The organism is Burkholderia sp. WTPI3, from assembly GCF_021483755.1.
Lineage (GTDB): Bacteria > Pseudomonadota > Gammaproteobacteria > Burkholderiales > Burkholderiaceae > Burkholderia.
The window spans coordinates 18,062-37,070 of sequence record NZ_JAGIXF010000065.1; the positions used below are offsets into that span (position 1 = coordinate 18,062).

At 64.4% G+C, this 19,009-nt stretch carries 19 protein-coding genes; 6 read left to right on the forward strand and 13 right to left on the reverse strand.

What is annotated here, in order from left to right:
• Nucleotides 1-69 precede the first annotated feature (69 nt).
• Nucleotides 70-1,008 carry a carbohydrate kinase family protein gene (locus J7024_RS27405; protein ID WP_124827199.1) on the forward strand — a complete coding sequence of 313 codons (939 nt, stop codon included), beginning with the start codon at nt 70-72 and terminating at the stop codon, nt 1,006-1,008.
• Between the two features lie 19 nt (nt 1,009-1,027).
• Entirely contained in the window at nt 1,028-1,501 is a 474-nt protein-coding gene (locus tag J7024_RS27410) for a glycine zipper 2TM domain-containing protein (protein WP_124827200.1), read from the forward strand.
• Between the two features lie 221 nt (nt 1,502-1,722).
• On the opposite strand, the gene J7024_RS27415 is transcribed toward J7024_RS27410, so the two are convergent.
• The 7 genes from J7024_RS27415 to J7024_RS27445 all read right to left on the reverse strand — a co-directional run bounded on the left by J7024_RS27415 (nt 1,723) and on the right by J7024_RS27445 (nt 9,672).
• Nucleotides 1,723-2,394 (reverse strand): histone H1-like DNA-binding protein, encoded by a 672-nt coding sequence (locus J7024_RS27415; RefSeq protein ID WP_124827202.1) that lies wholly within the window; start codon nt 2,392-2,394, stop codon nt 1,723-1,725.
• Between the two features lie 28 nt (nt 2,395-2,422).
• A complete protein-coding gene (locus J7024_RS27420) occupies nt 2,423-2,749 on the reverse strand; it encodes a hypothetical protein (RefSeq protein ID WP_124827203.1) in 327 nt (108 codons plus the stop codon).
• Between the two features lie 82 nt (nt 2,750-2,831).
• Nucleotides 2,832-4,043: a ribonucleotide-diphosphate reductase subunit beta gene (locus J7024_RS27425; RefSeq protein ID WP_124827204.1), complete on the reverse strand. Its 1,212-nt coding sequence runs from the start codon at nt 4,041-4,043 to the stop codon at nt 2,832-2,834.
• Nucleotides 4,044-4,407: 364 nt separating this feature from the next.
• A complete protein-coding gene (locus tag J7024_RS27430) occupies nt 4,408-7,398 on the reverse strand; it encodes a ribonucleoside-diphosphate reductase subunit alpha (RefSeq protein WP_124827206.1) in 2,991 nt (996 codons plus the stop codon).
• A 447-nt stretch (nt 7,399-7,845) separates the two neighbouring features.
• Entirely contained in the window at nt 7,846-8,451 is a 606-nt protein-coding gene (gene ampD / locus J7024_RS27435) for a 1,6-anhydro-N-acetylmuramyl-L-alanine amidase AmpD (RefSeq protein ID WP_124827208.1), read from the reverse strand.
• Nucleotides 8,448-8,765: a PP0621 family protein gene (locus J7024_RS27440; protein ID WP_124827209.1), complete on the reverse strand. Its 318-nt coding sequence runs from the start codon at nt 8,763-8,765 to the stop codon at nt 8,448-8,450. The genes ampD and J7024_RS27440 overlap by 4 nt, the downstream gene beginning before the upstream one ends.
• A gap of 13 nt (nt 8,766-8,778) precedes the next feature.
• Nucleotides 8,779-9,672, reverse strand: a complete 894-nt coding sequence (locus tag J7024_RS27445; RefSeq protein WP_096506208.1) for a cytochrome C assembly family protein — start codon at nt 9,670-9,672, stop codon at nt 8,779-8,781.
• 89 nt (nt 9,673-9,761) lie between these two features.
• Here J7024_RS27445 and ffh point away from each other — a divergent pair, with 89 nt between their 5' ends.
• Together ffh and J7024_RS27455 are read left to right on the forward strand one after the other, a co-directional pair.
• The gene (gene ffh / locus J7024_RS27450; protein ID WP_124827210.1) at nt 9,762-11,129 is read left to right on the forward strand and encodes a signal recognition particle protein; all 1,368 of its coding nucleotides are present in this window, start codon (nt 9,762-9,764) and stop codon (nt 11,127-11,129) included.
• A gap of 94 nt (nt 11,130-11,223) precedes the next feature.
• Nucleotides 11,224-11,775, forward strand: a complete 552-nt coding sequence (locus J7024_RS27455; RefSeq protein WP_096506204.1) for a hypoxanthine-guanine phosphoribosyltransferase — start codon at nt 11,224-11,226, stop codon at nt 11,773-11,775.
• 76 nt (nt 11,776-11,851) lie between these two features.
• Here the strand turns inward: J7024_RS27455 and J7024_RS27460 are convergent, their stop codons facing one another.
• Together J7024_RS27460 and J7024_RS27465 are read right to left on the reverse strand one after the other, a co-directional pair.
• The gene (locus J7024_RS27460) at nt 11,852-12,454 is read right to left on the reverse strand and encodes a MarC family protein (protein WP_048251148.1); all 603 of its coding nucleotides are present in this window, start codon (nt 12,452-12,454) and stop codon (nt 11,852-11,854) included.
• Nucleotides 12,455-12,475: 21 nt separating this feature from the next.
• On the reverse strand, nt 12,476-14,212 hold the full coding sequence (locus tag J7024_RS27465; RefSeq protein ID WP_124827211.1) for a proline--tRNA ligase: 1,737 nt from the start codon (nt 14,210-14,212) through the stop codon (nt 12,476-12,478).
• Nucleotides 14,213-14,429: 217 nt separating this feature from the next.
• Here J7024_RS27465 and J7024_RS27470 point away from each other — a divergent pair, with 217 nt between their 5' ends.
• On the forward strand, nt 14,430-15,077 hold the full coding sequence (locus J7024_RS27470; RefSeq protein WP_096506196.1) for an RNA pyrophosphohydrolase: 648 nt from the start codon (nt 14,430-14,432) through the stop codon (nt 15,075-15,077).
• 13 nt (nt 15,078-15,090) lie between these two features.
• Nucleotides 15,091-15,699, forward strand: a complete 609-nt coding sequence (locus J7024_RS27475; protein ID WP_124827212.1) for a CNP1-like family protein — start codon at nt 15,091-15,093, stop codon at nt 15,697-15,699.
• Between the two features lie 95 nt (nt 15,700-15,794).
• Here J7024_RS27475 and proB read toward each other — a convergent pair whose 3' ends face one another.
• The 4 genes from proB to rplU all read right to left on the reverse strand — a co-directional run bounded on the left by proB (nt 15,795) and on the right by rplU (nt 18,890).
• Complete coding sequence (gene proB, locus J7024_RS27480) at nt 15,795-16,913, reverse strand: glutamate 5-kinase (RefSeq protein WP_096506192.1); 1,119 nt, start codon at nt 16,911-16,913, stop codon at nt 15,795-15,797.
• A 76-nt stretch (nt 16,914-16,989) separates the two neighbouring features.
• Nucleotides 16,990-18,102, reverse strand: a complete 1,113-nt coding sequence (obgE, locus tag J7024_RS27485; protein WP_124827213.1) for a GTPase ObgE — start codon at nt 18,100-18,102, stop codon at nt 16,990-16,992.
• Nucleotides 18,103-18,290: 188 nt separating this feature from the next.
• Complete coding sequence (gene rpmA, locus J7024_RS27490; RefSeq protein WP_006476999.1) at nt 18,291-18,554, reverse strand: 50S ribosomal protein L27; 264 nt, start codon at nt 18,552-18,554, stop codon at nt 18,291-18,293.
• 24 nt (nt 18,555-18,578) lie between these two features.
• Nucleotides 18,579-18,890, reverse strand: coding sequence for a 50S ribosomal protein L21 (rplU, locus tag J7024_RS27495; RefSeq protein WP_027783472.1), 312 nt, complete (start codon nt 18,888-18,890; stop codon nt 18,579-18,581).
• Between the last annotated feature and the right edge of the window lie 119 nt (nt 18,891-19,009).

A 19,009-nucleotide genomic window follows, 5' to 3' on the forward strand; every position in this document is an offset into this window, starting at 1 on the left:
CGAGGCCCGACGGGCCCTCCGCGCCGGCCGGGCGGCCGCCTCCCTTTGCTCTCTACAGGAACGCACGCCTTGACTACGCTGATTTGCGGCTCGCTCGCCTACGACAACATCATGACCTTCGAAGGCCGGTTTCGCGAGCACATCCTGCCCGACCAGGTTCACCTTCTCAACGTGAGCTTCCTCGTGCCGACGATGCGTCGCGAATTCGGCGGTTGCGCGGGGAACATCGCTTACGCACTGCACATGCTCGGCGGCGATGCGCGCATCATGGCGACGGTCGGCGCGAACGACGCGGACCGCTATCTCGAGCGCCTCGATGCCCTCGGGCTGTCGAAGGCGAGCGTGCGCGTGGTGGCCGAAACGCACACCGCGCAAGCGATGATCACGACCGATCTTGACAACAACCAGATCACCGCATTCCACCCGGGCGCGATGATGCAGTCGCATCTGAACCGCGCGGACGATGTGTCGGGCGTGAAGCTCGGCATCGTCGCACCGGACGGTTTCGAAGGGATGGTCCAGCACGCCGAGCAATTCGCGAAGGCCGGCATTCCGTTCATCTTCGATCCGGGCCAGGGCCTGCCGCTGTTCGACGGTGCGACGCTGCGACGCATCATTGAACTCGCGACCTTCGTCGCGGTCAACGACTACGAAGGCAAGCTCGTCAGCGACAAGACGGGCTGGTCCGAACAGGAAATCGCCAGCCGGGTTCAGGCGTTGATCATCACGCGCGGCGAGCACGGCTCGACCATTCTTCACAAAAACGGCGAAGAACAGATTCCGGTCGTGCAATCCGAGCGTGTCGTCGATCCGACAGGCTGCGGCGACGCCTTCCGGGGCGGCCTGCTGTACGGCATCGAAAATGGTCTCGACTGGGCAACCACGGGCCGCCTCGCGAGCCTGATGGGCTCGATCAAGATCGCCCACCAAGGGCCCCAGACTTACGCACTGACGCGCGCCGAAATCGATGCGCGCTTCGAGGCTGCCTTCGGTTACAGTCTCAAATGAATATTGTGGGAGAGCACAGATGTTGACGAAAAAAACCCTCACGCTCGCGGCCATGCTGACGGCCACGCTGACGCTGGCCGGCTGCTTCACGCCGCCGGGTTCGGCGGATGTCTATAGCGTCGGCCAGGCACAGCGCGAACAGACTGTGCGCATGGGCACGGTCGAAAGCGTCCGTGCGGTGCGCATCCAGTCCGACGGCGGCGGCAGCGCGATCGGCACGCTCGGCGGCGGTGCGCTCGGCGCAGTCGCGGGCAGCGCGATCGGCGGCGGCAAGGGGTCGATCCTGACGGCGATCGCCGGCGGTCTCGTCGGCGCGGTCGCGGGCAACGCGGTCGGCGAAAACCTCAGCACGGCGAACGGTGTCGAAATCACCGTGCGTCTCGACAATGGCGACCTGCGCTCGATCACGCAGGCAGCGAGCGGCGAAATGTTCCGCGCGGGCGACCGCGTGCGACTGCTGTCGAGCGGCGGCATCACGCGCGTCACGCACTAACGAGCATCCTCAGCACGCGGCGCAAGCCGCGGTCGAACGCATGTGCGATGCTGCACATGCGTTTTTTTTCGCCCCTACTCGGCCGTGCCCGCCGGCACATGGACGCAGCAATGCGGACGAAAAAAATCCCGCCATCCAAACGAGATGGCGGGACCGATTGAGTAGCGCTACTCAACCCGCGGACACCACGTGAGTGTCCGGGTGGTACTGGTCAGTCGCGATTACGGGCGGCTGCCGGTCGGGAACGGCCATGCCGCTGCCGGGTTGAGCGCGGTCTTCGCGCCCGATGCCGGCGCAACCGATGCGGTCGACGCGGTGGTTGCCGGTGCGGCCTTCTTCACGACGGCCTTCTTCGGAGCAGCAGCCTTCTTCGCCGGTGCAGCAGCCTTGGGAGCGGCAGCCTTCGGTGCAGCAGCAGCCTTCTTCGCAGGGGCAGCCTTCTTGGCGGGCGCGGCCTTCTTCGCAGCAGCCTTCTTCGCAGGCGCGGCCTTCTTGGCTGCAGCCTTCTTCGCAGGCGCGGCTTTCTTGGCTGCAGCCTTCTTCGCCGGTGCCGCCTTCTTCGCTGCAGCCTTCTTCGCCGGTGCTGCCTTCTTGGCTGCAACCTTCTTCACAGCGGCCTTCTTCGCCGGTGCAGCCTTCTTCGCGGCAACCTTCTTCACCGCGACTTTCTTAGCTGCGACCTTCTTGGCTGCAACCTTCTTCGTTGCGACCTTCTTCGCGGCAGCCTTCTTCGCCGGTGCTGCCTTCTTCGCGGCGACCTTCTTCACCGCGACCTTCTTCGCAGCTACCTTCTTCACTGCAGCGGCCTTCTTCGCCGGAGCTGCAGCCTTCTTCGCAACGGTCTTCTTGGCAGCAACCTTCTTAGCAGCCGGTTTCTTCTTGGCAGTAGCCATGTTGTTCTCCTTCAGGTTCAGATGAGAGTCAGTTCAAACTACACCCTTCGTCAAAACCCGCTTCCCGCGGACGCTGTTCAGGACGTGCGCTTCGAAGCGGGCTATTCATCGGCGTACGCGGATACCGCTCGCTTACGCTAATGAATACGGTATGGCGCGCGTGACCCCGTGGCCTCGCGCGCCAAATCAAGTCGGTAGCCGGCGCACCTCGCGCCGCCACCCCTAATCGCTTGATCAAGCGGACCGCCACACGGCCGTCCGCTTTTTCCGGAGGGAAGTTTGCCCATCCCACTGAAGGGTTCGCAAAGTGCCGATCATGTCGTTGGGCCGTTAAGGCACCGGGCATGCTTTGCATCAGGCGTTCTTGCTCCTAAACCTTGGGCCGGGACCGAGAGGCCACCGGCTGCTCCATCATGTGACGGGTTCGCTGCTGCGGGTTATTCCCAGGACAGCGCGCCGCCCGTCTGATACTCGATCACTCGCGTCTCGAAGAAGTTGCGTTCCTTCTTCAGGTCGATCATTTCGCTCATCCACGGGAACGGGTTTTCCTCGTTCGGGTACAGCGGATCGAGGCCGATCTGCTGGCAACGGCGATTGCTGATGAAGCGCAGGTAGCTCTTGAACATCGACGCGTTCAAACCCAGCACGCCGCGCGGCATCGTGTCCTCGGCGTAGCGGTATTCGAGTTCGACAGCCTGCTTGAACAGCTCGCGGATCTCCGCGCGGAATTCCGCGGTCCAGAGATGCGGGTTCTCGAGCTTGATCTGGTTGATCAGGTCGATGCCGAAATTGCAGTGCATCGACTCGTCGCGCAGGATGTACTGATATTGCTCCGCAGCACCCGTCATCTTGTTCTGGCGGCCGAGCGCGAGGATCTGCGTGAAACCGACATAGAAGAACAGGCCTTCCATGATGCAGGCGAACACGATCAGCGACTTCAGCAGCTTCTGATCCGCTTCGAGCGTGCCGGTCTTGAAGGCCGGATCCGTCAGCGTATGAATGAACGGGATCAGGAATTCGTCCTTCGCGCGGATCGACGTGACCTCGTGGTACGCGTTGAAGATCTCGCCTTCGTCGAGACCGAGCGATTCGACAATGTATTGGTACGCGTGCGTGTGGATCGCCTCTTCGAACGCCTGGCGCAGCAGGAACTGCCGGCACTCGGGCGCCGTGATGTGGCGGTACGTGCCGAGCACGATGTTGTTCGCGGCGAGCGAATCGGCCGTCACGAAGAAACCGAGGTTACGCTTGACGATACGGCGCTCGTCCTCGGTCAGACCGTTCGGGTCCTTCCACAGTGCGATGTCGCGGGACATGTTGATTTCCTGCGGCATCCAGTGGTTCGCGCAACCCGCCAGATACTTTTCCCACGCCCACTTGTACTTGAACGGCACCAGCTGATTGACGTCAGTCTGGCCGTTGATGATGCGCTTGTCGGCGACATTGACCCGCGCTTCGGAACCGCCAGCGGGAACAGCTGATGCTTGCGGCGGCACCGCAAGATCGCCTTCGAAAATGTCACGGACCTGATGGGCGGCAGGCGCTGCGGCCTGCATTCCGACAACCATCCCGGCGGAGGTGCGCAACGCGTTTTGCTGCGCTCCGCTCGCGGGGGTTACGGCAGTCTTCTCGTCATCCCAGTTGAGCATAAATTCTCACCATCAATTTAGAACGGTTTGTACCATCTTTTCCTGAGCGATAAAAGGGTTCGCTCACGAAAAATCCTTTTTTCGATTCGCGTTGCGACCTCGATACAACACTTTGAGCAACGCATCGTCGTTCATGCAGAGCGCGACGTGTGTCGCACATGTATCGCGAGGTGCGCTCGACGCATCGAACGCTGATCGAAACGCGACGCTGTCGGGGATGTTTCGATCGCTTGCCAGTGACTGCAACGCAGATGTCGCGTTACAGATTCCTTATCATTTTTTTAGTTGAGAGCGGCGCACACTTCAACCTCGATCGGTTGTCGTGCGCGCCGCTCGAACCTTCTTCAGGTCGATGCGCGCCGCGTTACTGGCAAGCTTCGCACTCGTCGAAGCCCGGATCGCCCGGACGCATCGTGCACACCGGACCGTCTGCTTCGACCGGCGCGAGCGCCGGTGCCGCATTGACCGCACCCGACGATGCATCGCCACCTGCCGCACCGAAGCCGCCTGCTGCGCCTTGCGCGCCGCCGCTGCCCGAGCCGCCCGTCGGCACTGCGTTCAGCGCGCCGTGTGCGACCGTCGACTTCTCGACGTGCGTCGCCGCCATCGTGCGGAGATAGTAGGTCGTCTTCAGACCACGCAGCCATGCGAGCTTGTAGACCTCGTCGAGCTTCTTGCCCGACGCGCCGCCCATGTAGATGTTCAGCGACTGCGCCTGGTCGATCCACTTCTGGCGACGCGATGCCGCTTCGACCAGCCACGTCGGATCGACTTCGAATGCGGTCGCGTAGATCGCACGCAGGTCGGACGGGATGCGGTCGATGCGCGACAGCATCCCGTCGAAGTACTTCAGGTCGGCGACCATCACTTCGTCCCACAGACCGCGCTCCTTCAGGTCGCGAACGAGGTACTCGTTCACCACCGTGAATTCGCCCGACAGGTTCGACTTCACGTACAGGTTCTGGAAGGTCGGCTCGATGCACGCCGACACGCCGATGATGTTCGAGATCGTCGCCGTCGGCGCGATCGCGACGCAGTTCGAGTTGCGCATGCCGTACGAGGCGATCCGCGAACGCAGCGTCGTCCAGTCGAGCGACTCGGACGTGTCGACCTCGACGTAGCCGCCACGCGCTTCCGTCAGCAGCTTCAGCGTGTCCTGCGGGAGGATGCCGCGATCCCACAACGAGCCGCGGTAGCTCGAGTAGCGGCCGCGTTCCTCGGCCAGCTCGGTCGACGCGTAGTAGGCGTAGTAGCAGACCGCTTCCATCGAACGATCGGCGAACTCGACTGCCGCTTCCGACGCGTACGGCGTGCGCAGCAGGTGCAGGCAGTCCTGGAAGCCCATGATGCCCATGCCGACCGGGCGGTGCTTCAGGTTCGAGTTACGCGCCTTCGGCACCGCGTAGTAGTTGATGTCGATCACGTTGTCGAGCATGCGCATCGCGACGCTGATCGTGCGCTTCAGCTTGTCGTGGTCGAGCGCGTAGCTGCCGTCGGCCTGCTTCACCAGGTGGGCGACGAGGTTCACGGAACCGAGGTTGCACACCGCGATTTCGGTGTCGCTCGTGTTCAGCGTGATTTCCGTGCACAGGTTCGACGAGTGGACGACGCCTACGTGCTGCTGCGGCGAGCGGATGTTGCACGGATCCTTGAACGTGATCCACGGGTGGCCCGTTTCGAACAGCATGCCGAGCATCTTGCGCCAGAGCTGCTGCGCCGGGATCTTCTTGAACAGCTTGATCTCGCCGCGCGCGACCTTGTCTTCGTAAGCCGTGTAAGCCGCCTCGAACTCCGCGCCGAACTTGTCGTGCAGATCCGGGCAGGTCGACGGCGAGAACAGCGTCCAGTCCGCGCCTTCCATCACGCGCTTCATGAACAGGTCGGGAATCCAGTTCGCCGTGTTCATGTCGTGCGTGCGGCGGCGATCGTCGCCGGTGTTCTTGCGCAGCTCGAGGAACTCCTCGATGTCCAGGTGCCACGATTCGAGGTACGCGCACACCGCACCCTTGCGCTTGCCGCCCTGGTTGACCGCGACGGCCGTGTCGTTGACGACCTTCAGGAACGGCACCACGCCTTGCGACTTGCCGTTCGTACCCTTGATATGCGAGCCAAGTGCGCGCACGCGCGTCCAGTCGTTGCCCAGACCGCCGGCGAACTTCGACAGCAGCGCGTTTTCCTTCAGCGCTTCATAGATGCCGTCGAGATCGTCCGCGACCGTCGTCAGGTAGCACGACGACAGCTGCGAGCGGTGCGTGCCCGAGTTGAACAGCGTCGGCGTCGAGCTCATGAAGTCGAAGCTCGACAGCACGTTGTAGAACTCGATCGCGCGCGTTTCGCGGTCGATCTCGTTCAGCGACAGGCCCATCGCGACGCGCATGAAGAATGCCTGCGGCATTTCGATGCGGTTGCCGTCGACGTGCAGGAAGTAGCGGTCGTACAGCGTCTGCAGGCCGAGGTAGCCGAACTGCAGGTCGCGGTTCGCGTCGAGCGCTTCGCCCAGACGCTTCAGGTCGAACTGCAGCAGCTTGTCGTCGAGCAGGCCGGCGTCGACGCCGCGCTTCAGGAACTGCGGGAAGTATTCCGCGTAGCGGGCCGACATGTCGGCCTGCACAACTTCCTCGCCGAGGATCTCGCGACGGATCGTGTGCAGCAGGATGCGGGCCGTGACCTGGCTGTACGCCGGATCCTTTTCGATCATCGTGCGCGCAGCGAGGATCGCCGAGTCGTAGACCTGGCTCATCGGCACGCCGTCGTACAGGTTCTTCACCGTCTCCGCGACGATCGGGTCAGGGTTAACCGCAGCGCCGAGACCGTCGCATGCCGACACGATCAGCGCGCGCAGTGCGTTCAGGTCGAGCGGGCGCGTGACGCCGTTGTCGACGACGTTGATGCCGGTGCTCGCCTCGCCGCCGACTGCCGCTGCTTCCTCGCCCGCATGCTGGCGCTCGAGGTGACGCTTCTCGCGATACAGCACGTACGCACGCGCGACGTTGTGCTCGCCGCCGCGCATCAGCGCGAGTTCGACCTGATCCTGAATGTCTTCGATATGGAACGTACCGCCGTTCGGACGGCTACGCACGAGCGCGCGCACGACGCTGTGCGTCAGCTGCTCGACGAGTTCGCGCACGCGCGCCGATGCCGCGCCCTGCCCGCCATTGACGGCCAGGAAAGCCTTGGTCACCGCGATCGCGATCTTCGAAGGCTCGAACGACACCACGCTGCCGTTGCGGCGGATCACCTTGTAGTCGGCGAACGTGGCTTGCGGCGCGAGGCCCTGCGCGCCCTGTTCGGTCCCGCCGAGCGGACGGCTCGAGGCGCTCTCGTACTGGGAGGTCGCGTTGTCGGTGGTTTGCATATGCAAAGCTCCTGGTGTTGGATGGTGCGGAGAGAACCGCGGATTAAAACGAACGCTGCGCAATGCGGTGCGCAAGCGGTAAGAGGCGAGCGATGCGTCGGGGAAACCGGTGCGGCCGATGCGCGACAACCGATCCGGTCGTGTGCTTCGTCATGTATACCCTGCCCCGTCGAAGTTCGCTGCGCTTGATCGCGACGCCCGGACCGCCCGGCCTGATGCGCCGCCTGAGAACCCTGTCCGCCGGCGTTGCCCGCCGGCCGGTGCCGCTGGGGTTTCCCCTGCGGCACACACTATATCTAGTACAGAACTACTCAACCGGCACCAAGTATAGTGGACATTCGGACGAGGTCAAAACGGAGAATTTGCGCGAAAGGTATTGACATCACCCCTGCCCCCCGGACGGGCAGACGTGACAAGGCATTGGTCGGAAAAATTTTTTTTGCCGGCTCAAAAACCCTGCGCTCGGTGCTGACGGAAAGGAAAGTATTCGGCGGAAAAGCCGGCATCGTCCGCGAAGCGTTGCCAATCGAAGTGCGGACCCGGGTCGGTCTTGCGGCCCGGCGCGATGTCGGAATGCCCCGCTACCGCATCGACCGGGTAGCGCGCCGCAAGCGTGCGTGCGAGCACGCCGAGCGTTGCGTACTGCGCCGCGTCGAACGGCACGTCGTCCGCGCCTTCGAGCTCGATGCCGATCGAGAAGTCGTTACAGCGCGGCCGGCCGAAGAAATCCGACGCGCCCGCATGCCACGCGCGCTCGTCGCACGACACGAACTGCACGAGTTCGCCGTCGCGGCGGATCAGGAAGTGCGCGGACACGCGCACGCCGCGCAGATGACTCTGGTAATAGGGGTGCGCATCGCAATCGAGGCGATTCAGGAACAGCGCCTCGATCGCGTCGCCGCCGAACTCGCCGGGCGGCAGGCTGATGTTGTGCACGACGACGAGCGTCGGTACCGCGCCCGCGGGCCGCGCCTCGAAATTCGGCGACGGGGCATGGCGCGCTTCACGCACCCAGCCGTTCGCGTCGACCGACAGCAGCGGCACGGCGCTCATCGCGCGTCGGAGCCGCTCGCGTGCGTGCGATGGCGCTGCGCGTGCTCGGTGCTGCAGAAATACTCGCCGTCCGACACGACGGCTTCGCCCTTCGGCGCATGCACGCCGCATTCGGCGCAGCGCACCATCGGTTCGGGCAGCGAGCGTGCATCGCCATTCGGGCGTGCCGCGCCGGCGCCGCCGTGACCGGATGCGCCATCGTAGCCGGCGCCGCGGCCGGTGCGCGCCTGCGCGTGCTCCTGGGCCTGGCGCAGCTTGCGCGCGATCCACGAACCCGCGAAGAAGAGAAGAATCAGGAGAAGAATCTGTCGCATCGGAAACCTGCGTTCAAACCACGGAGCGGTGCAGCAGCACCTCGAAAACGAACCGGCTGCCCACATACGCGAGCAGCAGCGCGGCAAACGACACGAGCACCCAGCGCGCGGCGCCACGCCCGCGCCAGCCCGATGTCTTGCGCGCGACCAGCAGGCCGCCGAACATCAGCCACGACAGCACCGCGAACACGGTCTTGTGGTCGAGCCGCAGCGCGCGCGCATCGACCTGCTCGCTGAACAGGATCCCCGATGCAAGCGTCAGCGTGAGCAGCACGAAGCCCGCGCCGATCAGCCGGAACAGCAGCTTCTCGAGCGTGAGGAGCGGCGGCAGCGTTTCGAGCCAGCTCGCGATCCAGCCGGTCGAGCCGCCGCGTCCGCCGCTTCGCAGCGACTGCAGACGGCGCTCGACCATCAGCATCAGGATTGCGTGCAGTGCGGCGATCGCGAAGAGACCGTACGCGATGTTCGCGATCAGGAAGTGCATCTTGAACAGCGGCGCTGCGGCGTAAGGAAGCACCCGCACGCCGCCGAACACGAGCGGCAGCAGCGACGCGACGCACGCGAGCGGCAGCACGAGCAGGCGCAGGCTGTCGAGCGGGAAGAAAAAGCTCTCGATCCAGTAGATGCCGGCGCCGAGCCAGAACATCGCGGACAGCGCGAACGCGAAACCGAAGATCATCGCGTCGTTCGGGAAGATCGTCATGTGCAGCAGCACGCCGTGCGCGACGAGCGCGGCAAACAGCAGCGCGCGGCCGGCCCCGCTCATCCCCGACGCGGCGGACGCAGGGACCGGTACGGCCGGCACGCTCGCGACGAGCGGCGTCGCGCCCTGGCGGTGCGTGCGCCAGCCTGCAACGGCGAGGCCGCCGTACAGGAATGCGGTGAGGGCATACAGTACAATATCCATGTTCGAAGTTTACACTAGGCCCCCTTCCCGCGACGGCTCCCTTTGTCAGGTTCCATCGCGCCTTCGGGCCCCACTGTCCATCGCTCCCCATGCTCGACAATCTCACTCAACGGATGGCGCGCGTCGTCAAGACGCTGCGCGGCGAGGCCCGGCTTACCGAGGCGAACACCCAGGAGATGCTCCGCGAGGTGCGTCTCGCGCTGCTGGAGGCCGACGTCGCATTGCCCGTCGTCCGCGAATTCATCGCCAAGGTCAAGGAAAAGGCGCTCGGCGAGGAGGTGATCAGCAGCCTGTCGCCGGGCCAGGCGCTCGTCGGCGTGGTCCAGAAGGAGCTGACCGCGGTGATCGGCGGCGACTACGAAGGCAAGGCCGCCGAGCTGAACCTCGCGGTCACGCCGCCCGCCGTGATCCTGATGGCCGGCCTGCAGGGTGCCGGCAAGACCACGACCGTCGGCAAGCTCGCGAAGCTGCTGCGCGAGAAGTACAAGAAGAAGGTGCTGACGGTGTCGTGCGACGTGTATCGCCCGGCCGCGATCATGCAGTTGAAAACGGTGACCGAGCAGGTCGGCGCCGACTTCTTCCCGTCGACACCGGACCAGAAGCCCGTCGACATCGCGGTCGCCGCCGTCGACTGGGCGAAGCGCCACTACCATGACGTGCTGCTCGTCGATACGGCCGGCCGTCTCGGTATCGACGAGGCGATGATGCAGGAAATCGCCGCGCTGCACGGCACGCTGAAGCCGGCCGAAACGCTGTTCGTCGTCGACGCGATGCTCGGCCAGGACGCGGTCAACACCGCGAAGGCGTTCAACGACACGCTGCCGCTCACCGGCGTCGTGCTGACCAAGCTCGACGGCGATTCGCGCGGCGGTGCGGCGCTGTCGGTGCGTCACGTCACGGGCAAACCGATCAAGTTCGTCGGCGTCGCCGAAAAGCTCGACGGCCTCGAGGTGTTCCACCCCGACCGGATGGCGAACCGGATCCTCGGCATGGGCGACATCCTCGCGCTCGTCGAGGAAGCGCAGCGCGGCGTCGACGTACAGGCCGCGCAGAAGCTCGCCGACAAGGTAAAGAAAGGCGGCGACTTCGACCTGAACGATTTCCGCGCGCAGATCTCGCAGATGAAGAACATGGGCGGCCTGTCGTCGCTGATGGACAAGCTGCCCGCGCAGTTCCAGCAGGCGGCGGCCGGCGCCGACATGGGCCAGGCCGAGAAGCAGATCCGCCGGATGGAAGGGATCATCAGCTCGATGACGCCCGCCGAGCGCGCGAAACCCGAAATCATCAAGGCGACGCGCAAGCGCCGCATTGCAGCCGGCGCGGGCGTGCCGGTGCAGGAAGTCAACCGGATGCTGAACCAGTACGATCAGATGCGTACGATGATGAAGAAGCTGAAGGGCGGCAACATGCAGAAGATGATGCGCGGCCTGAAGGGCATGATGCCCGGCATGCGCTGATTTCGCCTGTCGGCCGGCGCGCGGGTTTTTGCCGTAGCGCGCGCCGGCCGTTCTGCTTCATTCTTGTTTGTATACCGACTGGCCGCCAGAACACATGAACCGCGAAGAAGCCCTCCACATTTTCGACCACTCCGAAGAGATCGTCTCGGCCGATGCCGTCAACGCTTCGATCTCCAAGATGGCCGACGCGATCCGCGCCGAGATCGGCGACGCGTTCCCGCTCGTTCTCTCGGTGATGGGCGGCGCCGCGGTGTTTACCGGGATGCTGCTGCCGCATCTCGATTTCCCGCTGGAGTTCGACTACATCCACCTGACCCGCTACCGCAACACGACGCAGGGCAGCCCGGAGATGCACTGGCGCGTCGCGCCGCGAGAATCGGTGAAGGACCGGATCGTGCTCGTACTCGACGACATCCTCGACGAAGGCGAAACGATGGCCGCGATCCGCGACCGCATCCTCGACATGGGCGCGAAGCGCTTCATGTCCGCCGTGCTGTGCGAGAAGACGCTCGCGAAGGCGAAGCCGCTGCACCCCGATTTCTGCGGCTTCTCGGTGCCGGACCGCTACGTGTTCGGCTGCGGGATGGACGCGAAGGGTTACTGGCGCAATCTGCCGACGATCCGTGCGCTGACCACGAACGTCTGATCGCCCTGCCCCGACGATAAAAAAGCGGCGCACCGGTTTCCCGGCGCGCCGCTTTTTTTGGCCTGCGCGGCCGACGTTACAGCTGGTGCACGAATGCCCGGATGCCGGCCAGCAGCATCTCGACCGAGATCGCGACTAGCACGAGACCCATCAGCCGCTCGAACGCCGCGACGGTTCGCTCGCCGAGCCATTGCTGGATCCGTTCGGCCAATACCAGCGTGATCGCACAGACGATCATCGTGACCGTCAGCGCGCCGACCCACTCGAGCATCTTGCCCGGCGCCTGCGACGTCAGCAGCATCACCGTCGCGAGTGCCGACGGGCCGGCCAGCGCCGGAATCGCGAGCGGCACGATGAACGGTTCGCCACCCGCGCGCGGATCGCTGCCGAGCGCGCCGTCCGGATGCGGAAAGATCATCCGCAGCGCGATCAGGAACAGCACGATCCCGCCGCCGAGCCGCAGCGACAGGTCGGTGAGACTCATCATCCGCAGGAAGCGGTCGCCGACCACCATGAAGAACAGCAGGATCACGAACGCGATCCCCACTTCACGCAGGATCAGCTTCACGCGCCGCTCGCGCGGCACGTCCCGCATCGCCGAAATGAACAGCGGGATGTTACCGAGCGGATCCGTGATCAGCACGAGGAGCACGGTGGCCGACAGGAAGGTGTATTCCACCGTGTCCCCCGATTGCCGCGATCAACGCGCGAGCGCGGCGCGGATCTTCTCCGTCACCGTGGCCGCAGCCGTGTCGGCCGGCAGCAGCGTCGCTTCGGCATCGCGGCGGCCCTGGTACTCGATCTTGCCTTCCTTCAGGCCGCGCTCGCCGATCACCAGGCGATGCGGCACGCCGATCAGCTCCCAGTCGGCGAACATCACGCCCGGGCGCTCGCCGCGATCGTCGAGGATCACGTCGATGCCGGCCGCCGTCAGCTCCGCGTACAGCTTGTCGGCCGCCTCGCGAACCATGTCGCTACGGTCGTAGCCCATCGGGCACAGCACGATTTCGAACGGTGCGATCGACTCGGGCCAGATGATGCCCTTGTCGTCGAAGTTCTGTTCAATCGCCGCGCCCAGAATGCGCGTGACGCCGACGCCGTAGCAACCCATCAGCATCGGCTGCGGCTTGCCCGACTCGTCGAGGAACGTCGCGCCCAGCGCTTCCGAGTACTTGGTGCCGAGCTGAAACACGTGACCGACTTCGATGCCGCGGCAGATGTCGATCGTGCCCTTGCCGTCCGGCGACGGATCGCCCTTCTTCACGTTGCGCACGTCGGCGACGTCCGGCTCCGGCAGGTCGCGGCCCCAGTTCACACCCGCGATGTGATAGTCGACCTCGTTCGCACCGACAACGAAGTCGCTCATGTTCGCGACCGTGCGATCGGCGATCACCTTCACCGGCTTCTTCGTGCCGACCGGGCCGAGATAGCCCGGCGGCGTGCCGAACCACTCGACGATTTCCTGCTCGGTCGCGAAGCGGTGGTTCTTCAGACCCGGCAGCTTCGACACCTTGATCTCGTTCAGGTCATGGTCGCCGCGCAGCATCACGAGCCAGATGGTCGGCTCGGCGCCTTCGTTGTCGGTGGCCAGCACGATCGACTTGATCGTACGCTCGAGCGGGATCGCCAGCAGCTCGGCGACGGCTTCGCACTTCGCCTTGCCGGGCGTCGCGACCTTTTCCATCGCTTCGGCCGGCGCCGCGCGCTCCGCGACCAGCGGCAGCGCTTCTGCCGCCTCGATGTTCGCCGCGAACTCGGACGTCGGGCAGTAGGCGATCGCGTCCTCGCCGGTATCGGCGATCACGTGGAACTCGTGCGAGAAGTTGCCGCCGATCGAGCCGCTGTCGGCCGCGACCGCACGGAACTCGAGACCCAGGCGCGTAAAGATGCGCACGTACGCGTCGTACATCTTGCGATACGACTCGTTCAGGCCGGCTGCGTCCTTGTCGAACGAATACGCGTCCTTCATGATGAATTCGCGGCCGCGCATCACGCCGAAACGCGGACGGATCTCGTCGCGGAACTTCGTCTGGATCTGATAGAAGTTCACCGGCATCTGCCGGTAGCTCTTGATCTGGTTGCGCGCGATATCGGTGACGACTTCCTCGTGCGTCGGCCCGATCACGAAGTCGTTGTCCTTGCGGTCCTTGAAGCGCAGCAGCTCGGGGCCGTACTGCTCCCAGCGCCCCGATTCCTGCCACAGCTCGGCCGGTTGCACGGCCGGCATCAGCAGCTCGATGGCGCCTGCCCGGTTCATTTCCTCGCGCACGATCGCCTCGACCTTGCGAATCGAGCGCAGGCCGACCGGCAGGTAGTTATAGATGCCGCCGGCGACACGACGGATCATGCCGGCGCGCACCATCAGCTTGTGGCTGACGATCTCTGCGTCGGCCGGTGCTTCTTTGAGGGTGCCGATAAAGAAACGGGAAGCTTTCATGCGGACGGTTCCAAATACGGCGCCCCAGGCGGGGCGCCCGAAAAAGTTTCAAGGTGAAAAAGCTGCGCGCGACGAACGGCGATGGCGCAGATGACGTAGCAGACAAATCAGGGACAATTCAGCCGATGCACCCCGGGCGGATTCGCTCCGTCACGGTGCGCAGCGCCCGTTATCTGTTTATAATCAAAGCAATTTTAAAGGATTCGAAGGTGGTTGTATGCTGGATCGTGAAGGCTTTCGCCCGAACGTCGGCATCATCCTCTTGAACGCGCGCAACGAGGTGTTTTGGGGCAAGCGGCTCCGCGAGCATTCCTGGCAGTTTCCTCAAGGTGGGATCAAGTATGGCGAGACCCCCATGCAGGCGATGTACCGGGAGCTGCACGAGGAAACCGGCCTGCACCCGGAACACGTCAAGATAATCGGCCGCACTCGCGACTGGTTGCGTTACGAGGTGCCTGACAAGTTCATCAAACGCGAAGTACGCGGACATTACCGCGGCCAGAAGCAGATCTGGTTCCTGCTGCGGATGGTCGGACGCGATTGCGACATTTGCTTGCGCGCGACCGACCACCCGGAGTTCGATGCGTGGCGCTGGAACGAGTACTGGGTGCCGCTCGATGCGGTGATCGAGTTCAAGCGGGATGTCTATCAGTTGGCGCTGACGGAACTGTCACGCTTCCTGCGCCGCCCGGCGCAGCGAGCCGACAAGCCGCGTGGGCCGCGTCCGTCGCGCTATCCGCGCGTGATCGGCACGCAGGTCCAGCAGACGCTGACGATTGTCGACACATCGGTGGTTTGTTCGGAGATCGAAATGGACGCGAGCACGCTCGACGAGCTGCCGCCCCAGGTGATCATCGGCAAGTGACGAGTCGGACTGCATGACCGGGCGCGACCTTGGTGTCGCGCCCTTTTTTTACGAGGAATGCATATTGAAAGCGATTGCTCTCGCGCTCGCATCGATCGCCGCAGCGGCGGCACTGGCCGGCTGCGCGAATTCGAAGACGCCGACCAACAAGGATGACAGCGCCTTCGTGTATCTGCTGGACCGCCAGGGCAACTGGAAGGAGAACCCGGTCGATACGCTGCCTGCGCTGCCGCAAGCAGGTGACCTGCTGCCATTCAACGTGTCGCAGAACACGCCGCTCAAGTTCGCCATCGATGCGAAGTCGCTCGCGGTCGGCACCGACGGCGTCGTGCGATATGCGGTCGTCATCACGAGCCCGGCCGGCGCGCGCAACGTGAACTACGAAGGCATCCGCTGCGACACCTATGAATGGCGCCAGTACGCGGGCCTGAATTCGGATCACGACGGCTGGGACCGCACGGTCGAGAACGACTGGCGCCGCATCGAGAACGGCGAGCTGAATGCGTATCACGCCGCGCTCTACCAGGACTACTTCTGCTCGAACAAGATGCCGCAGGGCTCGACCCAGCAGATTCTGGAGAACGTACGGTTCCACCGTACCGCGATGAGCCAGTTGCACTGACCGAGCGGCACGGGACATCTGGCCGCTGGCCGCCGCAATGAAAAAGCCCGCGCAATGCGGGCTTTTTTGTCGTTTGCCGATGCCAGGCCGAGCGGTTACACCAGTACGAGGTTGTCGCGGTGAATCAGCTCGGGCTCCAGCATGTAGCCGAGGACCGTCTCGATCTCGCCGCTCGGCTTGCGGTGAATCAGCTTCGTTTCCGCGCTGCTGTAGTTCGTGAGGCCACGCGCCACTTCGCGCCCGTCCGGACCGACGCACGCGATCACCTCGCCTCGCGCGAACGCGCCCTGCACGCCAGTCACGCCGATCGGCAGCAGGCTCTTGCCGCCGCCGGTCAGTTTCTCGACCGCACCCGCATCGATCACGACGTGCCCGCGCACCTGCAGATGATCGGCCATCCACTGTTTGCGCGCCGCCATCCGTGCAGTGCGCGCGATCAGCTGCGTGCCGATCGCCTCGCCCGCGGAAAGCCGCACCAGCACGTCGGGCTCCCGCCCGCTCGCGATCACGGTGTTCGCGCCGCTGTGCGCCGCGCGCTTTGCCGCCAGGATCTTCGTGAGCATCCCGCCACGGCCGAGGCTCGAGCCTGCGCCGCCCGCCATCGCCTCGAGTTCCGGCGCGCCGGCGCTGGCTTCCGCGACCAGCGTCGCGTTCGGATCCTTGCGCGGATCGGCGGTGAACAGCCCCGACTGGTCGGTCAGGATGATCAGCGCATCGCCTTCGATCAGGTTCGCGACCAGCGCACCGAGCGTGTCGTTGTCGCCGAACTTGATTTCATCGGTGACGACCGTGTCGTTCTCGTTGATGATCGGCACGACGCCGAGCCGCAACAGCGTAAGCAGCGTCGAGCGGGCATTCAGGTAGCGCTCGCGATCGGCCAGGTCGGCGTGCGTGAGCAGGATCTGCGCGGTGCGGATATCGTGCTCGGTAAAGCGGCTCTCATAGACTTGCGCGAGCCCCATCTGGCCGACAGCAGCGGCCGCCTGCAGCTCGTCGATCTCGCGCGGGCGCTTACTCCACCCGAGCCGCTGCATCCCTTCGGCAATCGCCCCCGAACTGACGAGCACCACTTCCTTGCCCTGAGCGCGCAGCGCGGCGATCTGGGCAGCCCAGCGGCCGATTGCAGCATGATCGAGTCCCTTGCCGTCGTTGGTCACGAGGCTGGAGCCCACCTTCACCACCAGTCGCTTCGAATCCGCGATGATCGAACGCATCGTGCGCTGTCTCCTGTATCTGATGCGCGATTAAATTCCGGCACCGGGCCGCGCGCCCGGTGCATGTCGGAGCCGCTCAGGCGTCGCCGCCGGGCGTCGTGCCGCCATCGGCTGGCGGCGCATCGCGGAACCGCACGTCCGCGGCCAGATCTTCCTCCTCCGCCACGCGGTGCGCTTCCGAATGCTCGGCGAGGTAGTCGTAGATCGCGTAGCAGAGCGCTTCGCAGCCCTGACCCGTGAGTGCCGAGATTTCGAATACCGGGCCGTCCCAGCCGAAACGTTCGAGGAAATCGGCAACGCGCGCCTTGCGCTCGTCTTCCGGCACCATGTCGAGCTTGTTCAGCACGAGCCACCGCGGCTTCTCGTAGAGCGCCTCGTCGTACTTGCGCAGTTCGCCGACGATCGCCGTCGCTTCCGCGACCGGATCGACGTTTTCATCGAACGGGGCCAGATCGACGAGGTGCAACAGCACGCCGGTGCGCTGCAGGTGGCGCAGGAACTGGTGACCAAGGCCCGCGCCTTCGGCGGCACCCTCGATCAGCCCCGGGATATCCGCAATCACGAAACTCTTGCTCGGGCCAACCCGCACGACGCCGAGATTCGGCGCGAGCGTCGTGAACGGATAATCGGCGATTTTCGGCTTCGCATTCGACACCGACGAGATGAACGTCGACTTGCCGGCGTTCGGCATGCCGAGCAGCCCGACGTCGGCGAGCACCTTCAGTTCCAGCCGCAGCATGCGTCGCTCGCCGGGCTTGCCGTCGGTCTTCTGGCGCGGCGCACGGTTCGTGCTCGACTTGAAATGCAGGTTGCCGAGGCCGCCGGAACCGCCCTTCGCGAGCATCACCTGCTGGTCGTGCTCGGTCAGGTCGGCGATCAGCTCGCCCGTGTCCATGTCCGTGACGACCGTGCCGACCGGCATGCGCAGCGTGATGTCGTCGCCGCCCTTGCCGTAGCAATCGGAGCCGCGACCGTTTTCGCCGTTGCGTGCGAGATGCTTCTTCGCGTAACGGTAGTCGATCAGCGTGTTGATGTTGCGGTCGGCGATCGCGTAGACGTTTCCGCCCCGGCCGCCGTCTCCGCCGTCCGGCCCGCCGAACGGAACGAATTTCTCGCGGCGCATCGACGCGCTGCCATCGCCTCCGTCGCCGGCGATGACTTCGATTCGTGCTTCGTCAATGAACTTCATTCGTTACTCCGACCAGTATTACCGCTATTGTGCCGCGCGCCGGCGCGCTTGGACAATCTGCCGTTCGGCCGATTGCCCGCCGGTTGGGCGACAACCACCGGCGCGCACATGCGCCCGGCGGCCAAATAAAAAAAGGCCCCGCGAAGACTGCGGGGCCTTTCGGCTACGAAGCCCTTGGGTGCCTGAACTTAGGCAGCCGCCGGGACAACGATGACCAGATGCTTCTTGTCCGCGCCCTTGGTCGCGAACTTGACGTGACCGTCGACCAGCGCGAACAAGGTGTGATCCTTGCCCATGCCGACGTTCTCGCCAGCGTGCATGCGGGTGCCGCGCTGACGCACGATGATGCCGCCCGCGTTGATTGCCTGGCCGCCGTACACCTTCACGCCGAGACGTTTCGACTCGGAGTCGCGGCCGTTCCGGGAAGAGCCGCCTGCCTTTTTGTGTGCCATCTGATTGCTCCTTTACCGAGGCGCTTACGCGTTGATCGCGTCGATGCGCAGCTCAGTGTAGTTCTGGCGGTGGCCGCCGTGCTTTTGGTAGTGCTTCCGGCGACGCATCTTGAAGATGGTGACCTTGGCATGACGACCGTGCGACACAACGGTGGCCTTGACGGAAGCCCCACTGACCAGCGGCGCACCGAACTTAATCGATTCGCCTTCGCCCACTGCGAGAACCTGGTCGAGCGTGATTTCAGCGTCAATGTCAGCCGGTATCTGTTCTACTTTGAGTTTTTCGCCAACGGCAACTTTGTACTGCTTGCCGCCGGTTTTTATGACCGCGTACATTGAGAACCTCACTCTGGATCCAATTTTTCCGCACACCACGCGCGGAAAACACGTGATTATACATGGGGTTAGCACCGAAGTCAAAACCGATCCGCGATTGCCGCGTGCAAGCCCTGGCC